Annotated in this window: 12 protein-coding genes; 7 read left to right on the top strand and 5 right to left on the bottom strand. The window is 65.2% G+C overall.

Going from position 1 to position 16,511, the window contains the following annotated elements:
- The first annotated feature begins 199 nt into the window (after nucleotides 1-199).
- The 7 genes from ACED18_RS05640 to metF all read left to right on the top strand — a co-directional run bounded on the left by ACED18_RS05640 (nucleotide 200) and on the right by metF (nucleotide 10,239).
- A complete protein-coding gene (locus ACED18_RS05640; RefSeq protein WP_377289810.1) occupies nucleotides 200-1,147 on the top strand; it encodes an alpha/beta fold hydrolase in 948 nt (315 codons plus the stop codon).
- A gap of 3 nt (nucleotides 1,148-1,150) precedes the next feature.
- Entirely contained in the window at nucleotides 1,151-2,113 is a 963-nt protein-coding gene (locus ACED18_RS05635; RefSeq protein ID WP_377289808.1) for a DMT family transporter, read from the top strand.
- A 28-nt stretch (nucleotides 2,114-2,141) separates the two neighbouring features.
- Nucleotides 2,142-3,815, top strand: coding sequence for a thiamine pyrophosphate-binding protein (locus ACED18_RS05630; RefSeq protein WP_377289806.1), 1,674 nt, complete (start codon nucleotides 2,142-2,144; stop codon nucleotides 3,813-3,815).
- A gap of 137 nt (nucleotides 3,816-3,952) precedes the next feature.
- Entirely contained in the window at nucleotides 3,953-5,602 is a 1,650-nt protein-coding gene (gene ettA, locus ACED18_RS05625) for an energy-dependent translational throttle protein EttA (RefSeq protein ID WP_377289804.1), read from the top strand.
- A 269-nt stretch (nucleotides 5,603-5,871) separates the two neighbouring features.
- Nucleotides 5,872-8,097, top strand: coding sequence for a methyl-accepting chemotaxis protein (locus ACED18_RS05620; RefSeq protein ID WP_377289802.1), 2,226 nt, complete (start codon nucleotides 5,872-5,874; stop codon nucleotides 8,095-8,097).
- 184 nt (nucleotides 8,098-8,281) lie between these two features.
- Nucleotides 8,282-9,304, top strand: coding sequence for a metalloregulator ArsR/SmtB family transcription factor (locus ACED18_RS05615; protein ID WP_377289800.1), 1,023 nt, complete (start codon nucleotides 8,282-8,284; stop codon nucleotides 9,302-9,304).
- A 2-nt stretch (nucleotides 9,305-9,306) separates the two neighbouring features.
- A complete protein-coding gene (gene metF / locus ACED18_RS05610) occupies nucleotides 9,307-10,239 on the top strand; it encodes a methylenetetrahydrofolate reductase [NAD(P)H] (RefSeq protein WP_377289798.1) in 933 nt (310 codons plus the stop codon).
- A 471-nt stretch (nucleotides 10,240-10,710) separates the two neighbouring features.
- Here metF and ACED18_RS05605 read toward each other — a convergent pair whose 3' ends face one another.
- From ACED18_RS05605 to ACED18_RS05585, 5 genes are all read right to left on the bottom strand, one after another.
- Nucleotides 10,711-11,715: a DMT family transporter gene (locus ACED18_RS05605; protein WP_377289796.1), complete on the bottom strand. Its 1,005-nt coding sequence runs from the start codon at nucleotides 11,713-11,715 to the stop codon at nucleotides 10,711-10,713.
- Between the two features lie 258 nt (nucleotides 11,716-11,973).
- Nucleotides 11,974-13,209, bottom strand: a complete 1,236-nt coding sequence (locus tag ACED18_RS05600) for a lytic murein transglycosylase (RefSeq protein WP_377289794.1) — start codon at nucleotides 13,207-13,209, stop codon at nucleotides 11,974-11,976.
- 222 nt (nucleotides 13,210-13,431) lie between these two features.
- Nucleotides 13,432-14,220: a GH25 family lysozyme gene (locus ACED18_RS05595; RefSeq protein WP_377289792.1), complete on the bottom strand. Its 789-nt coding sequence runs from the start codon at nucleotides 14,218-14,220 to the stop codon at nucleotides 13,432-13,434.
- Nucleotides 14,221-14,461: 241 nt separating this feature from the next.
- Complete coding sequence (locus ACED18_RS05590; protein ID WP_377289790.1) at nucleotides 14,462-15,121, bottom strand: class I SAM-dependent methyltransferase; 660 nt, start codon at nucleotides 15,119-15,121, stop codon at nucleotides 14,462-14,464.
- Nucleotides 15,118-16,365, bottom strand: a complete 1,248-nt coding sequence (locus ACED18_RS05585) for a DUF3419 family protein (RefSeq protein ID WP_377289788.1) — start codon at nucleotides 16,363-16,365, stop codon at nucleotides 15,118-15,120. The genes ACED18_RS05590 and ACED18_RS05585 overlap by 4 nt, the downstream gene beginning before the upstream one ends.
- Nucleotides 16,366-16,511 lie beyond the last annotated feature (146 nt).

The raw sequence follows: 16,511 nt of genomic DNA, 5'->3' as shown, positions 1-16,511 counted from the left end.
ATCAACTCCGCTCAATGGAACATTATGAGAACATAATCGCCAAAAGCGGGAGAAATGCAACCCCTGATTCGCGTTGGAATGAAAAAGGGGATGTGCGCGCGCGGCCATGGATGACATCATGCGAAACCAGCAAGAGCGGTCGATTGCCTTTCCCGGCGGAATGGCTTTGAGTGGCCGGCGCGGACCTTCAGGAGTGACGATGTTTTCGCAAACGCAGCGTATGACGAGCCCGACGGGCGCCGATCTCGCCTGGCACCGTGCCGAGGCGGCGGGCGCGGCGCGCGGTGTGCTGCTCGTCTGCCACGGGCTTTCGGAGCATTCGCGCCGCTATGCCCGCTTTGCCGACGCGATGGCGGCCCATGGCTTCCATGTCTATGCCCATGATCATCGCGGCCATGGCGAAACGCGTGCGCCGGATGCGATCCGCGGGCAGTTCGCGCCGCGGGGCGGCGCCCGCAAGGCGCTTGCCGATGTCGCGGCGATGCGCGCCATGGTCCGGGCCGCGCATCCCGGTCTGCCGCTCATTCTGTTCGGCCACTCCATGGGGGGGCTGATTGCGCTGAACGCCGCAGAGGAAGAGCCGAGCGGCTATGACGGCGTGGCGGTGTGGAATTCCAATTTCAATGCCGGGCTTGCGGGCCGGGCCGGGCAGGCGATCCTTGCCGTCGAGCGCGCCCTGAAGGGATCGGACGTTCCGAGCGAAACGCTGACGGCGCTGACCTTCGGGGCCTGGAAGAAGAAGATCGCCGATCCGCGGACCGATTTCGACTGGCTTTCCAAGGACGCCGCCGAGGTGGATGCCTATATCGCCGATCCGCTCTGCGGATTCGATGCGACCGTGTCGCTGTGGATCGATCTCTTTGCGCTCTGCTATGGGGGGGCTTCGCAGGAGCGGCTGGCGCGCCTGCCGAAGGGGCTGCCGGTGCATCTCCTGGGTGGCAGCGAGGATCCCGCGACGAATGGCGGGCGGGAAACGCGATGGCTGGCCGAGCGGATGCGCGCTGCCGGCCTGACGGACGTAAGCCTCAGCGTGCTCAACGGTTTCCGTCATGAGACGCTCAACGAGGTGGGTCGCGATGCGGCGACCGAGGCCTTTGCGGCCTGGGCGCGCGGTGTTGCGGCACGCCGTTCGGCAGGGGGGCACTGAGCCATGGCCGCGACCTCGCGCCCCGCATCTCTTGCGGCGATAAATGACATTCCGGCCGGGCTGACGCTGATGGTGCTCTCCGTGCTCGTCTCGCCGCTGATCGACGTTTTCGGCAAGCTGGCGCTTTCGACCATTCCTTCCGGCCAGATCGTCGCCACGCGCTTCGTGCTGCAGGTGGCCTTTCTGCTGCCGATCGTGATTGCCGGGCGGCGGCTGAAGCCGACGAGCCTTGCCGCCATGGGGCTGAATGCCGTGCGCGGGGCGCTGCTCGTCATCGGCATGTTTTCCTTCATGACGGCGCTGATCGTGATGCAGATTGCCGATGCGCTGGCGATCTTCTTCGTGGAGCCGATCATTCTCACCATTCTCGGTGGTCTCGTGCTGCGCGAGAAGATCGGCTGGCGGCGCTATCTTGCCTGCGCGGTCGGGTTCGGCGGGGCGATGCTCGTCATCCGGCCCTCGCTGGAAGATGTGGGGCTGGTGGCGCTGCTGCCGGTCGTCTCGGCCTTCTGCGTGGCGATCTTCGTGCTGATCACCCGGCGGCTGGCCCAGAGCGAGGATCCCTTCGCGATGCAGCTGCATGCCGGTGTCTGGGCGCTGGGTTTTTCGCTGATCGCGCTGTGGATCGGTTCCGGCACGGGCTCGCCGCTCTTCGATCCCGTCTGGCCGGACCGGCTGGCGATCGCCTATCTCCTCGGTGTGGGGCTGACGGCAACGGTGGCGGGGGTGCTCGGGGTCTATGCCTATCGCGCCGCGCCGGCCTCGGTGCTCGCGCCGCTGCAATATCTGGAAATCGTCTCCGGCACGCTCTTCGGCTATCTCGTCTTCGATCATCTGCCGGACGCGCTGAAATGGCTCGGCATCGCCATCATCATCGGCTCCGGGCTCACCATCATCTGGCGTGAACGTGTCGTGAGCCGGCGCGAGAGCCGGCCGGATACGCCGCCCGTGCCGCCGGTCGCCTGAGGCGCCGTCGATCTCGAAAGGAAGCATCATGTCGAACACCGAAACCACCACCGTCCGCAAGACGGGCGGCCAGCTGATCGTTGACGCGCTCGTCGCCAATGGCGTGAAGCGGATCGCCTGCGTGCCGGGCGAGAGCTACCTCGCCGTGCTCGATGCGCTGCACGACGTCGCGATCGACGTGCTCGTCTGCCGGCAGGAGGGGGGAGCCGCGATGATGGCGGATTGCTGGGGACGGCTGACGGGCGAGCCCGGCATCTGCATGGTCACGCGCGGGCCGGGCGCCACCAATGCCTCGGCGGGGCTGCATGTGGCAAAGCAGGATTCGATCCCGATGATCCTCTTCATCGGCCAGGTACAGCGCGAGGCGCGCGAGCGCGAGGCCTTCCAGGAGGTGGAATACCGCCGCGCCTTCACCGAATTCGCCAAGTGGGTGGGCGAGATCGACGATGCCCGCCGCATTCCGGAATTCGTGACGCGCGCCTTTTCCATCGCCACCTCCGGCCGGCCAGGCCCCGTTGTGCTGACGCTGCCGGAGGACATGCTGGTGGAGACGGTGGAGGCGCCGGCGGCACGCGCTTACGTGCCGGTCGCGGCCCATCCCGGCGCATCGCAGATTGCCGAATTCACAGCGCTGCTTGAGGCTGCCAAGCGCCCCGTCGCCATTCTCGGCGGCGCGCGGTGGAGCGCGGAGGCGGTGGCGGATTTCACGGCCTTTGCGGCGCGCTGGCACCTGCCGGTCGGCTGCTCCTTCCGCCGGCAGATGCTGTTCGATCACCTGCATCCGAGCTATGCCGGCGATGTCGGCATCGGCATCAATCCGGCGCTTGCCAAGGAGATCAAGGAGGCCGATCTGGTGCTGCTCATCGGCGGACGCCTGTCGGAAATGCCGTCGTCGTCCTACACGCTGCTTGATATTCCCTATCCGAAGCAGACGCTCGTCCACGTTCATCCCGACCCTTGCGAACTCGGCCGCGTCTATTCCGCGGCGCTGCCCATCGCGGCGGCACCCGATGCCTTTGCGGCGGCGCTTCGGGATGTGGCGCCGGCGGCCGAACCCGTCTGGGCGGATCGCACCGCCGCCATGCATGCGGCCTATCTCGGGTGGTCCACGCCGCCCGCCACCGGGCCGGGTGCCGTGCAGATGGGGCCGATCATGGAATGGCTGGAGGCGAACACGGCCGAGGACACGATCTTCACCAATGGCGCCGGCAACTATGCCACCTGGGTGCACCGTTTCCATCGTTTCCGCCGCTTCGCCACGCAGGCGGCGCCGGCTTCCGGTTCCATGGGTTACGGCCTGCCGGCGGCAGTGGCGGCGAAGAAGCTGCATCCAGAGCGGGAGGTCATCTGCTTTGCCGGCGACGGCTGCTTCATGATGCATGGGCAGGAATTTGCGACCGCCGTGCGCTATCGCCTGCCGATCATCACCGTCGTCGTCAACAATGGCATTTACGGCACGATCCGCATGCATCAGGAGCGGGAATATCCGGGCCGCGTCTCGGCGACGGATCTCACCAACCCGGATTTCGCCGCGCTTGCCCGCGCCTATGGCGGCCACGGCGAGACGGTGGAGGCGACGGACCAGTTTGCCGACGCCTTCCTTCGCGCGCGGGCCAGCGGCAAGCCTGCCATCATCGAGGTAAAGCTCGATCCGGAAGCGATCACGCCCACGCGGACCCTGTCGGAAATCCGCGGCGCCTGACCGCTTCTCTTGATTGAAGGCCGGCCGGCTTCGTGTTGACGGGGATGGCCGGCTTTCGGCGTTGCCCCGTCAGGGCAATTGCTTTAGGAAGCGGGCACATCCCAAATCATGCCTTTTCCCGTTGCGGAGCATTCTTCATGGCGCGTCAGTTCATCTATCATATGTCGGGGCTCAACAAGGCCTACGGCCACAAGAAGATCCTCGAGAACATCCATCTCTCCTTCTACCCGGATGCCAAGATCGGTATTCTCGGCCCGAACGGTGCGGGTAAGTCGACCATCCTGAAGATCATGGCCGGCCTCGACAAGGAATGGACGGGCGAGGCCTGGCTCGCCGAGGGTGCCACGCTCGGCTACCTCGCGCAGGAGCCGAAGCTCGATCCGGAAAAGACAGTGTTCGAGAACGTGATGGAAGGCGTCGCCCACAAGAAAGCGATCGTCGACCGCTACAACGAACTGATGATGAACTATTCCGACGAGACCGCCGACGAAGGCGCGAAACTCCAGGACGTCATCGACAGCCAGAACCTCTGGGACCTCGAAAACCAGGTCGAGATGGCCATGGATGCGCTGCGCTGCCCGCCCGGCGATGCCGACGTGACGAGCCTTTCGGGCGGTGAAAAGCGCCGCGTGGCGCTCTGCCAGCTTCTGCTGCGCCAGCCCGACCTGCTGCTGCTCGACGAACCGACCAACCACCTCGACGCCGAGACGATCGCCTGGCTCGAAAAGCACCTGCGCGAATATCCGGGCGCCATCCTGATGGTCACCCACGATCGCTACTTCCTCGACAATGTCACGGGCTGGATCCTCGAGATCGACCGTGGCCGCGGCATTCCCTACGAGGGCAACTACTCCGCCTACCTCTTGGCCAAGGCCAAGCGCATGCAGCAGGAAGCGCGCGAAGAGGCCGGCCGCCAGAAGGCCATCTCCCGCGAGCAGGAGTGGATCGCCTCCTCGCCCAAGGCCCGTCAGGCCAAGTCCAAGGCGCGTATCAACGCCTATAACGAGCTGGTCGATTCGGCCGCCGAGCGCCGCCCGTCCGACACGCAGATCGCCATTCCGATCGGCGAGCGTCTCGGCCGCGTCGTCATCGAAGCCGACAACATCACCAAGTCCTATGGCGACCGCGTTCTCATCGAGAACCTGTCGTTCAAGCTGCCGCCGGGCGGCATCGTCGGCATCATCGGTCCGAACGGTGCGGGCAAGACCACGCTGTTCCGCATGATCACCGGCCAGGAGACACCCGACAGCGGCACGATCACCATCGGCGACACGGTCGATCTCGGCTATGTCGATCAGAGCCGCGATACGCTGGCCGCCAACAAGACCGTCTGGGAGGAAATCTCCGACGGCAACGACATCCTGAAGCTCGGCAAGTTCGAGATGAACTCGCGTGCCTATTGCGGTTCGTTCAACTTCAAGGGCGGCGACCAGCAGCAGAAGGTCGGCAACCTCTCGGGCGGTCAGCGCAACCGCGTGCACCTCGCCAAGATGTTGAAGGGCGGCCACAACGTGCTGCTGCTCGACGAACCGACCAACGACCTCGATACGGAAACGCTGGGGGCGCTCGAAGACGCGCTGGAAAACTTCGCCGGCTGCGCCGTCATCATCTCGCACGACCGCATGTTCCTCGACCGTCTGGCCACCCACATCCTCGCCTATGAGGGCGACGGCCATGTGGAATGGTTCGAAGGCAATTTCGAGGACTACGAGAAGGACAAGGTCCGCCGTCTGGGTCCGGATGCGCTCAACCCGAGCCGCATGAGCTACAAGCGTCTGACGCGCTAAGGCCGGGCAGCGCCCGCCACGTTCAGGATATTTGCAAAACCGGGCGGCAATCGCCCGGTTTTTTCGTTGCGGCCTCTTCGTGCCTTCGAATGAAAGAATGTACCTTTCAAGGGCCTGATTCCATTCGTGGAAATATATTCTGCGTTTCGTATATTATGTTCTTCGTTCTGCCTGGGAACATTTCCAATTAAAAAACTAGTCTAAACGGATTTACCTGATTTTTAAATTATCTGTGGAAGCTCTGTCTTACGTGAAAGAGGGGCTTTGACATGTCCATTCGAAATATTCTTATTGCCGTATTATTTGTTGTCAGTTTTGTGCTGGCGCTGATGGTTGGAAACTCTACTCTCGAGGCCTACCAGCAGTTCCGGGCGTCCGAGCGTGTGGAAACGCTGGCGCGCTACGACAAGGCGCTGTTTACGGCGCTGCTGAGCTTCCGCAGCGAACGCGGCGACAGTGCAACGGCGCTGACGCTTTCACCGGAAAAGGCGACGGGCTCCATCAACAGTTTCAAGGGCATGCGCGCGAAGGTGCAGGCGGCCATGGCCGAGGCGAGCGCGATGGCCGCCAGCTTCGATGATCCGGGTCTGAAGGAGGCCATTGCGGGGCTGGATGCCGCCTATGGAAAGTTCGATGCGCTGCGCCAGAAGGTCGATGCCAACATCGCGCTGCCGCTTGACCAGCGCGAGGCCGGTCTCGACAAGGTCGTGCTCTCCCAGGGCAGCGAATTGATCGCCAGCCTCGAGAAGACCTCGACGGCCGCCGAAGGGGTCATTCGCTCGCTGGATGAGGGCAAGGTCGCGTTGATCCAGACGCGTGCCTATGCCTGGGCGACACGCTCGCTCGGCGGTTCGGCTGCCGTTGTTCTCAATGGTCTCATCGTCCAGAACCGCAAGCCGGACGGCACGGAGACGACCAATCTCACCTCGCTCGATGCGGGCGCGGCCTTTGCCTGGCGCGCCGTCGAGACGCTGGTCAAGCATCCCAGCGCATCCGAGGCCCTGAAGGAGCGCTACGCCGCGGCCGACGAAGCCTATTTCAAGGGTGACTTTCCGAAGTGGCGCGGCGAGATCATTGCCAAGCTGACGGCCGGCGAGGGGTCTCCGGTCAGCATCGACGACTGGCGCCCCAAGGTCACGGCCGCCCTCGGCAAGATCGCGGATGTCGCGTCGCTTGCCATGGACAATCTGAACGAGAGCGCGGCAGCCAGCCGTTCGAGCGCGCAGCTGAAGCTCGTTCTGTTCTCGACGCTGCTGGTTGCCGTTCTTGCCATTGGTGTCGGCGGCATGGCCATTGTCGTGCTGCGCGTCGTCCAGCCCATCGGCCGCCTGACGCGCTGCATGAACGCGCTTGCCGAGGGCAACCGCGAGGTTGTCGTCACGGGTGCCCTCCGCAAGGACGAGATCGGGGAAATGGCCCGCGCGGTGGAGGTGTTCCGCGAAGCCGCCATCCGCAATGCGCAGCTGGAAGCGGAGGCGGACGAAGTGCGCCGCCGGCAGGAAGCCGAGCGTGCCGAGCTGCAGCGGCGTGCGGAAGAGGATGCCAATATCCGTCTCAACAAGGCAACCGGCGCGCTTGCCGCCGGGCTCAAGCGGCTGGCAACGGGCGACATGCTCTGCGAGATCGACGAGCAGTTCGCGCCGCAGTTCGAGGCCCTGAGGGAGGATTTCAACACCTCGGTGTCGCAGTTGCGCCAGGTGCTGCTTGCCGTCGGGGAATCGGCCGTGGCCGTGGACAATGGTTCGGGCGAGATTTCGGGTGCTTCCGACAATCTGGCCCGGCGCACGGAGCAGCAGGCCGCATCGCTGGAAGAAACCGCCGCGGCGCTCGAGGAGATCACTTCCAACGTCAAGATGACCTCGCGGCGGACGGTCGAGGCGCGTGATCTGGTGCGCGATGCCCGGGCAAAGGCGGAGCAGTCCGGCGTCGTCGTCGGCAATGCGGTCGAGGCCATGCAGCGCATCGAGCAGGCGTCCGGCCAGATCAGCCAGATCATCGGCGTCATCGACGAGATCGCCTTCCAGACCAACCTCCTTGCCCTCAATGCCGGTGTCGAGGCAGCCCGTGCCGGCGATGCGGGCAAGGGCTTTGCGGTCGTGGCGCAGGAAGTGCGCGAACTTGCCCAGCGTTCGGCAAATGCGGCCAAGGAGATCAAGGCGCTCATCAACAACTCCGAAGCGGCGGTCAACCAGGGCGTCAAGCTCGTCAGCGAGACGGGCAGTGGCCTGTCCTCGATCGCCGAGGTGGTGCAGTCGATTACCGGGCACATGGATGCCATCGCATCGGCCGCGCAGGAACAGTCTGTCGGTCTCGGAGAGGTCAACACCGCCGTCAACCACATGGACCAGGCGACCCAGCAGAATGCCGCGATGGTGGAGGAAATGAATGCCGCCTCCGCCGGGCTGGCCGAGGAAGCCAGCCGGCTTGCCTCCCTGCTCAGCCAGTTCCGCATGCAGGGCCAGTCGCAGCCGGCGGCGCGCAACCGCGCTGCCTGAGTGGCCGCGGAGGTCGATCCGTCCTCGTCTGCGGCCGGTGGCGCCTGCCTTCGGCTTGTGGCTTGTGTCTTACGCCGGCGGCCCTTCGGGGTCGCCGGTTTTGTTTTGGGCGGCGGCCGTCTTCGCGCTTGCATCGTCCTCACAAATCACATAAACATATCTTTATATGTAAATGGGGTTTGTGATGGCGGAGACGCGGTGGCTGGGGCTTGATCCCCTTGTAGACGTGCTGAAGGCGGCTGGCGAGCCGACCCGGCTCAGGCTGCTGGCCTTGCTGGCTGGCGGTGACCTGACCGTGACGGATCTCACCGAAATTCTCGGCCAGTCGCAGCCGCGCATCTCCCGGCATCTGAAGCTTCTGGGCGAGGTCGAACTGATCGACCGTTACCAGGAGGGAGCCTGGGCCTATTTCCGGCTGCGACAGGAGGGCAGGGCCGCGCATGTGGTGCGGCAGGTTCTTTCCGCGGCAGCGAGCGACGATGCGGTGCTGGCGCGCGATGCGGAGCGGCTGACGGCGCTGAAGGCGGCGCGGGCCGAGCGGGCGCAGGCCTACTTCAGCCGCAACGCCGCGGAATGGGACGCGCTGCGGCAACTGCATGTCAGCGAAACCGCGGTGGAGGCCGCGCTGGTCGAGGCTGTCGGCGTTGAACCCGTTGATGCCCTGCTCGACCTTGGCACGGGCACGGGTCGTATCCTGCAGCTTCTGGCGCCGGCCTACCGGCGCGGCGTGGGCGTCGATGCCAGTCGCGACATGCTGACGGTAGCGCGGGCCAATCTCGACCGTGCCGGCGTCTCCAAGGCTCAGATCCGCCACGGCGACATCTTCAACCTGCCGCTCGACGGCGAGTTCGATCTCGTGACCATCCATCAGGTGCTCCACTTCCTCGACCAACCCGAGGCGGCGATTGCGGAAGCGGCGCGCGTGCTGGTGCCGGGCGGGCGTCTGGCGATCGTCGATCTCGCGCCGCACAGCCTCGATTACCTGCGCGACGAGCATGCGCATCAGCGTCTCGGCATATCGCATGCCACGATGGCCGACTGGCTGGCGCGCGCCGGACTGGTGGTCGAGACGGTGGTGGACGTGCCGCCGGTGGCCGGTGACAGCACGGGGCTGACCGTGACGATCTGGATTGCGCGCGACCAGCGCGCTGCCTTTTCCCAGGAAGCAAGACAGAGCCGGCGCCGGGCCGGAGAGCGGAGACTTTGACCATGGCAATCCATACGCTTTATCCGGCCGAACGCGGCAACCTGACCCTGTCCTTCGAATATTTCCCGCCGAAGACGGACGAGGCGGAGGCCCAGCTTCACCAGACAGTGGCCGAGCTCAACGTGTTCCAGCCGGGCTTCGTCTCCGTGACCTATGGTGCTGGCGGCACGACGCGGGAGCGTTCACTGACCGCCGTCGCCCACATGATCGGCGATGCGGGCGTTGCCAATACGGCGGCGCATCTGACCTGCGTCAGCGCCACGCGGGCGGAAGTGGATCATGTCATCGACGCGTTCACGGCCTGCGGCGTCAAGCATTTCGTGGCCCTGCGCGGTGATCCGCCGGCCGGGATCGGCTCGGCCTACCAGCCGCATCCGGGTGGTTACGAGAATGCGGCGGCGCTGGTGGCGGCGCTGGCCGCGCGCGGCGGGCTGGAAATTTCGGTCTCCGCCTATCCGGAAAAGCATCCCGAGAGCGCGGATGTGAATGCCGACATCGACATGCTGAAGCGCAAGGTGGACAATGGCGCGACCCGGGCGCTGACCCAGTTCTTCTTCGACAATGACGATTTCGAGCGCTATCTGGAACGCGTGCGGGCGGCCGGCATCTGGATCCCCATCGTTCCCGGCATCCTGCCGATCAACAATTTCGCGCAGGTCGTGCGCTTCGCGGGCCTGTGCGGCGCGCGCGTGCCGGAGGTGCTGCGGGCGCGGCTCGCGCATCTCGACGACAAGCCGGAGGAGCGCTTCCATGAGGCGACGCACATCGCGGCCGAGCAGATCGTCGATCTCGCCCGGCGCGGCGTGCGCGACTTCCATCTCTACACGATGAACCGCTCGCCGCTGATCACCGCCGTCTGCGATCTCGTGGGCTTTGCCCGGCAGGATGCGCCCGTCGCCAGCATCGCAGCACCGGCACGCCGCATGGCGGTCTGAGCCGGCACGATCTGCAGTGCACTGAAACGACAAAGCGCCCGGCCATCATGGCTCGGGCGCTTTGCGTTCGCCTGGCAAAATCCGCGACGCGCCTGCGCCCGGCCTCGCATTGTTCTTGTTGTTGGAGTTTACGCCTTACTCGTCTTTCACGCTCCGGTCCAAGCTCAGATGAAGAGCATCGTTCCGACAAAGATGAAGGCTGCACTGATCAGAAGCATGTTGAACGACTGGGTCAGTCCCATGTGTTACCCTCCTGATGTTGACGGCCTCACGATACGGCGAAAATGTCACATCTAAAAGGAAATCTTGTGCTGCGCTGCGGCATCAGAGGGGTGTGGCGAGCGTGGGGCAGCGCTCAACTTTTTGATTGAAAAGCGCAAATCGCCCTTAATTTTTTGTTCACGCAATGCGACCGGCGGTTAACGAAGCGTGTGGACAATCCTTGTCTGTGTTTCATCCGACACGAATCGATCATGCGGTCTGACGTGACAGGCTGGCCATGATCCGCTTCGGAAGCCGGCCGTCGAGCATGACGAGGCCGAGGGCGATGACGAGCATGCCGGCCGCATCGACAAGGGAAAGTGTCTCGCCGAGGAAGAGCACGCCGAGCAGGATGGCGCTTGGCGGAACCAGCAGGGTGACGAGCGAAGTATTGGTGGCGCCAGCCCGCGCCATGATCCGGAAGAAGAGAATATAGGCAAAGGCGGTCGAGAGGAGGGCAAGGGCGAGGATCGACACGATCGCCGCGCCCGTGGGCATGGGCAGCGTCCAGGGCTGATCGACGGCCAGCGCCACCGGCAGCACGAGGAGGCTCGAGGCGGTGAGCTGGCCCGTTGCGGTGACGGTCGGCGGAAGGTCGCTGAAGCGGCGTCCGAAGGTGTTGGAAATGCCGTAGCTGATCGCCGCGCCGATCGGCAGCAGCAGCGCCCAGAGCGGCACGGCATGGTCACCGCCGAAGAGATCGGCGATGGCGGCCGGGCCGACCAGCAGCACGGTGCCGGCAAGGCCGAGAAGGGTTCCGGCCAGTTTGCGCGCGGTCAGCTTTTCGTCGGCGGTCCAGACATTGGCGATGAGCACGGTCCAGATCGGCGTCGTGGCATTGAGGATCGCGGCGAGACCCGCGCCGATCTGTGTCTGCCCCATCAGGATCAGCGTGTGCGGAACGGCATTGTTGACGAGCCCGATGAGGAAGAAGGCCGGCGCGCGGGCTCTGAGGGCAGCATAGACGCCCTGCTGGCCGTGCAGGTAGAGATGCAGCGCGATGGCGGCGATGGCCAGCCGCAGGAAGGCGATGGTCAGCGGCGGGACCTGCTGCACGGCAATGCGGCCGAAGAAGAAGGAACCGCCCCAGATGATGCCGAGCAGGGTGAGGAGCGCCCAGGTGCCGGGGCTGATGCCGATGCCGGCGGGAACGCCGCTGCCCGCGACACGGTCCGCAGGCGCCTCGGATGCGGGGCTGGCCTTTGGTTCGTTCATGATCATCCTCCTTCGCCGTCAGGGCGGAGCGCCTGCGGGGCCGGGCGGCCGCGCCATGACCGGGTTATCGGTTCGCCGTGAACGGCGCCACCCGGAAATGGTGCGGCCAGACTTTCTGCTGTGAAGAGGATGAAGGCGCGCCGCCGGCGTGATGGGGCGGCGGCGGTCAAGTCGCCTCTCTTGCTGCCGCGCGGGCGGCCGGCGGCCCGCGCCGTCCTTGTGAAGCGGCGGGCCGTCGGCATCAGCGGAGTCTATCCATCAGAGGCTGTTCAGGAGCGCCGCATTCGGCCAGCCATCGGCCGGCACGCCGAGACGCTGCTGTTCCACCTGAATGGCAGCGCGGGTGCCGGAGCCGAGAATGCCGTCGATCTCGCCGACATTGTAGCCTCGGTCGGCCAGCTTCTGCTGCAGAACCTTCATGCTGTCGACATCAAGACCCGGATCGGGATTGCCAGCCTGATAGACCGGGCCGCCGGCAAGGCGCGTGGCGAAATAGGCGGCCGAGGTCGTGTAGATGAAGGACTTGTTCCACTCGAGATAGATGTTGAAATTGGGATAGGTGATGAAGGCCGGGCCCTTGCGGCCCTGCGGCAGGGTCAGCGAGGCGGGAAGCGAGGCGAAGCTCTTGTTGCCGTCGCGCGGCTCCACGCCGGCTGCAAACCAGTCGCCGGCCGTCATGCCGGGCTGCAGGCCGGTCTTTTCGAAGGGAATGCGGTCGGAGATCGTGACTTCCTGGATCCACGGCTGACCGCGGGTGAAGCCGAGGCTCTGGATGAACTTGGCGGCGGTCATGATCACGTCCGGCGCGCTGGTCTTCAGCGTCACGTGGCCATCGCCGTCGCCATCCGTGCCGAAGCGGATAATGTCGCGCGGCAGCATCTGCACCTGGCCGATTTCGCCGGCCCAGGCGCCCGTGCCGGTCTGAGGGTCGAGGTCGCCATGCTGGACCATCTCGATGGCGGCGATCAGCTGCGGGCGGAAGAGTTCCGGGCGGCGGCAGTCATGCGCGAGCGTGACGAGCGCGTTTCGGGTGTTGAAATCGCCCTGTACGGCGCCGAAATCGGTTTCCAGCGCCCAGAAGGCGGTGATGACGGGAGCAGGCACGCCGAATTCCTGCTCGGCGCGGGCGAAGACCTCGGCATATTCCTTCATTTTCTGCCGGCCGATGTCGAGGCGGGCCTGGCTGACGACGCGCTTGGAAAATTCGAGGAAGGTCTGGCGGAAGACGCCCTGGGCCCGGTCGCGGGCCAGCACCTTCTCGTCGATCCGGGCGCCGGCCAGCGCACGATCGGCGGCCTCTGCCGGCACGCCGGCGGCAATGGCTTCAGCCTTCACGCCCGCCAGGAAGGTCGCGAGATCGCCGCCGCAGGCGACCGGCGCCGCAGAGGTCGCGGGCGCGGCCTGAGGGGCGCTCGCATCCTGTGCGTGGGCGGACAGGGCGGCAGCGAGCCCGAGGGTCAGGCAGGCGGCGAGGCGGGGCAGGCGGGATGACATCGATCTTCCTCTCGAATGGGTGGCGGCCTTGCGGCCAGCCGGCACAAACAGGGCCGCGCGCGGGCGCAGCGGCGTGGCAAACGGGCGGACCTTCCCGTCGCAGGGCGACAGGGCGCGGCATGCGCGGGTCCGAAACGTATCACAGTGCTGTTTCAGAGCATTATGACCGAAAGAAGAAAAGCGGCATGATTGGGGGCAAACGCGCGGTGATAAGCGCTGCAATCACTTCGGCTTGCTGACCTCGGCGACCCATTTGCGCCAGTTGGCCTTGGAGCCGGCAAAGACGTTGATGTCCGTCGTACCGGAAATTCCTGGGATCTCGCCGGTGCTCGTATACTGCCAGAAGGCCCAGCGGCGATCGACATAGGTGACCGACGGGTGCTTGGCGACGGAGCGAACCCAGAAATGGTGGTCCTTGAACTGGTCGACGAGATTGTCGCGGTGGAAATCGACGGAGGTGTAGATGATCGGCCGCTTGCCGTAATAGGCCTCCAGCCGGTCCATGAAGCGCTTCAGCTCCGTCTGCACGGTCAGCGGGGATGGACGGTAGGTGCAGGTCTTCGACTCACCGTTCCATTCCGCATCCAAGACCGGCGGCAGGAAGACGGCGGCCTTTGGCACATTGGCAATGAACCAGTCGGCCTGCTCGTCGGCGGTCGAGCAGAAATAGTAGAAGTGATAGGGCGCGTAGGGTACGCCGGCGGCGCGTGCGGCCTGCCAGTGATCGCCAAACTTGCTGTCCACGCGGTCCTTGCCCTCGGTCGCCTTGATGAAGGCGAAGGAGACGCCGGAGCGCTTGACGGTCGGCCAGTCGATGTCGCCATTCCACTTGGAGACGTCGATGCCGTGGATCTCGTGGCGATGCGGGTTCATCGTTCCGAAATCCTGCGGATCGCGATCGGCGAATTTCGGCGGGATGGAGGCCGTCGACATGAGGTCGTAATCGGTGGAGCTGCAGGCTCCGAGCAGGAGGCCGAGAACCGGGAGAAGGGCGAGCGAAAGCCTGCGCATGGAATACCCGCTAAACTGAACGGACGACGGTGTCTTCCTCACAAGCCGGTTTCCATGTCACGATCCTCCCCGCAGCAGCCGAGCAGGGTTCGGACCCTGAAGAATCCCCCTGAGGCCTACCCCCATTAACCATAACAGCGTAAATAATCGGTTAGCTCAAGGGGGGGCAGGCAGCGATCCGCTGACGGCCGAGAGAGTGCCGCATGATGAGGCGGGCCGACGGCGCGGTTGACCCGGTGCGTCAGGCGGCGCGGTACACGGCGAGCCAGGCATATCCGCCACCCAGCGTGCGGAAGTCCAGACGGGCACCGTTGGCGCGGGCACGGTCCTTCAGGGCTTCGAACAGGGTGGCCCGCGGGGTGACGTGGAAGCGGGTGAGCCAGCCGGTCAGCAACCGGCGCGCCAGCGAGGGCAGGCCCTCCTGCTGGCCGAAGTCGGCAATATGGATCGAGCCGCCGGGCGCGAGTGCCGCAATCGACGCGTCGAGGGCCGCTTCCCAGTCGGGGATCATCGAGAGCGCATAGGAAATGACGATGCGGTCGAAACCATTCGTGCCGAAGGCGCGCGGTGTGAAGTCGGTGGCATCCGCGACCGTCAGCACCGCATCGTTGCGGCCGGCCTTGCGCAGGGTGGCGCGGGCGGATGTCAGCATCTCCGCGGAAATGTCGAGGCCGTAGAGCGCGGCATGCGGATAGAGGCTGGCGATGCGGGCCATGTTGCGGCCGGTGCCGCAGCCGACTTCGAGCACGCGGGTGCCGTAGCCGGCGTCCAGGCCGTCGATCATCGTGTCGCGGCCGAAGAGGTAGTATTTGCGGGTGAGATCGTAGATGTGCCGCTGGTAGCGGTACATGCGGTCCATGCGGCCGGCATGGCCGACATCGGCGAGCGTTTCGAGACTCATCCCTTCCTCCGATAGATGTGGAAGCCGCCGTAAATCGCGGACCGGTCCCTGGCGCCGAGCTCCAGCGAATGCTCCCGGTCATAGGTCCACTGCTCAGCGATCGCCGGCGAGAGGCGCCCTTCGATGATGCTGTCTTCGGCGGCGGTGCGGAAGATGGCGATGGCGCCGGGCGTGGCGGTGCGGGTCATTTCGGCCCAGAGGTCGTTCAGCTGGCGGTCGTTCATCCAGTCCTGGGCATCGAGCAGCACGAAGCGATCGACGGTCTCGGCGCTTTTTCCTGCCAGAAGCTCGGTGAAGCTGGCATGGTGAACGCGCACGCGGTCGGCGCCATTGCGCACGGCCTCATAGTTTTCCGGCATGAGATAGGCGGGCAGGTTGCCCTCGTGCGGCTGCGGATAGCGGCGGGCGAAGGCCTGCCAGGCGAAATAGTTGTCCCGCAGCGGGAAGTGGCAGGTCAGCTTTTCCAGGCGCTGGCGCAGCACCTCGGCAAGGTTTTCGCCCGAGCCCGCCAGTGCATCATACTGCTGCGGGGGAATGCCGAGGCCGAAGAGCGAGCTCTTTCGGGCCGTCAGCCAGCGGATGGAGCGCGTGTCGAAGAGCGGCGCAAGCTGCCGGTCGAAGAACTGGCGCTGTTCGCGCAGCGAGCGCGCCTCGACGAAGTCCGCCGGGTTGACGCCGTGCAGGCGGGCAATCAGGTGGCTGACCCAGATGAAGCGGCCAAGCAGGCCGGTGCGGTAGATGTTCCCGGCAAAGGTGGCGATGCGGCGCTTGCCGTTCAGGCGGCGGCCGGTCCAGTAGTCGCGCGTCGCCTGGTCGAGCTTCGGTGCGAGGAAGAGGTCGAAAGCCTGGACGTTGCTCTTGAGGCCGGCCCGCGAGAGGAAGCGCACGGCATCCGCATGGGAGGGCAGGTGGCGCATGGCGGCCAGCTTCAGCCGGTTCAGCGCGATGTGATGCGGATTGAGATCAACGACATCGATCCGGTCCGGTCGGGCGGAGAGATAGGTGAGCATGTTGCAGCCGCCGGAACCGATGGTGACGATGCGATGGCCACCGGAGGCAAGCTGCATGGCTTCCATGTCGACGATCGGATCTTCCCAGATCTGCGGATAGACGAGGCCTGAGAACAGAAGTCCGAAGAGGCGCTCGGAAAGACCGGCCTTGCTGAGCGGCGCGTGCTGCAGAAGGGCGTCCTTGAGCTTTTCGTTCGGCTTGCCATAGCCAATGTCTGTCGCGAATTCGGTCATCGGGCCATCGTCCCCTGTTTTGGTCTGCGGGTGATAGCGCCGGCCCGCTACACTTTCATGACGGAAGGCGTGGGAAAACGCGCGCTCGGTGGCATTTGCGCGTCCTCTTAAAGGCATTGGTAAGTTATGGGGCGCTAAGGTCCACG

It is taken from the genome of Rhizobium sp. SG2393 (assembly GCF_042610495.1).
Lineage (GTDB): Bacteria > Pseudomonadota > Alphaproteobacteria > Rhizobiales > Rhizobiaceae > RU20A.
This window is presented reverse-complemented; position numbering and strand designations above follow the sequence as displayed.

Bases quoted from the DNA above. Each gene is read 5' to 3' on its own strand.
- ACED18_RS05640 (WP_377289810.1), top strand. From the start codon at position 200: ATGTTTTCGCAAACGCAGCGTATGACGAGCCCGACGGGCGCCGATCTC.
- ACED18_RS05635 (WP_377289808.1), top strand. From the start codon at position 1,151: ATGGCCGCGACCTCGCGCCCCGCATCTCTTGCGGCGATAAATGACATT.
- ACED18_RS05630 (WP_377289806.1), top strand. From the start codon at position 2,142: ATGTCGAACACCGAAACCACCACCGTCCGCAAGACGGGCGGCCAGCTG.
- ettA (WP_377289804.1), top strand. From the start codon at position 3,953: ATGGCGCGTCAGTTCATCTATCATATGTCGGGGCTCAACAAGGCCTAC.
- ACED18_RS05620 (WP_377289802.1), top strand. From the start codon at position 5,872: ATGTCCATTCGAAATATTCTTATTGCCGTATTATTTGTTGTCAGTTTT.
- ACED18_RS05615 (WP_377289800.1), top strand. From the start codon at position 8,282: ATGGCGGAGACGCGGTGGCTGGGGCTTGATCCCCTTGTAGACGTGCTG.
- metF (WP_377289798.1), top strand. From the start codon at position 9,307: ATGGCAATCCATACGCTTTATCCGGCCGAACGCGGCAACCTGACCCTG.
- ACED18_RS05605 (WP_377289796.1), bottom strand. From the start codon at position 11,715: ATGAACGAACCAAAGGCCAGCCCCGCATCCGAGGCGCCTGCGGACCGT.
- ACED18_RS05600 (WP_377289794.1), bottom strand. From the start codon at position 13,209: ATGTCATCCCGCCTGCCCCGCCTCGCCGCCTGCCTGACCCTCGGGCTC.
- ACED18_RS05595 (WP_377289792.1), bottom strand. From the start codon at position 14,220: ATGCGCAGGCTTTCGCTCGCCCTTCTCCCGGTTCTCGGCCTCCTGCTC.
- ACED18_RS05590 (WP_377289790.1), bottom strand. From the start codon at position 15,121: ATGAGTCTCGAAACGCTCGCCGATGTCGGCCATGCCGGCCGCATGGAC.
- ACED18_RS05585 (WP_377289788.1), bottom strand. From the start codon at position 16,365: ATGACCGAATTCGCGACAGACATTGGCTATGGCAAGCCGAACGAAAAG.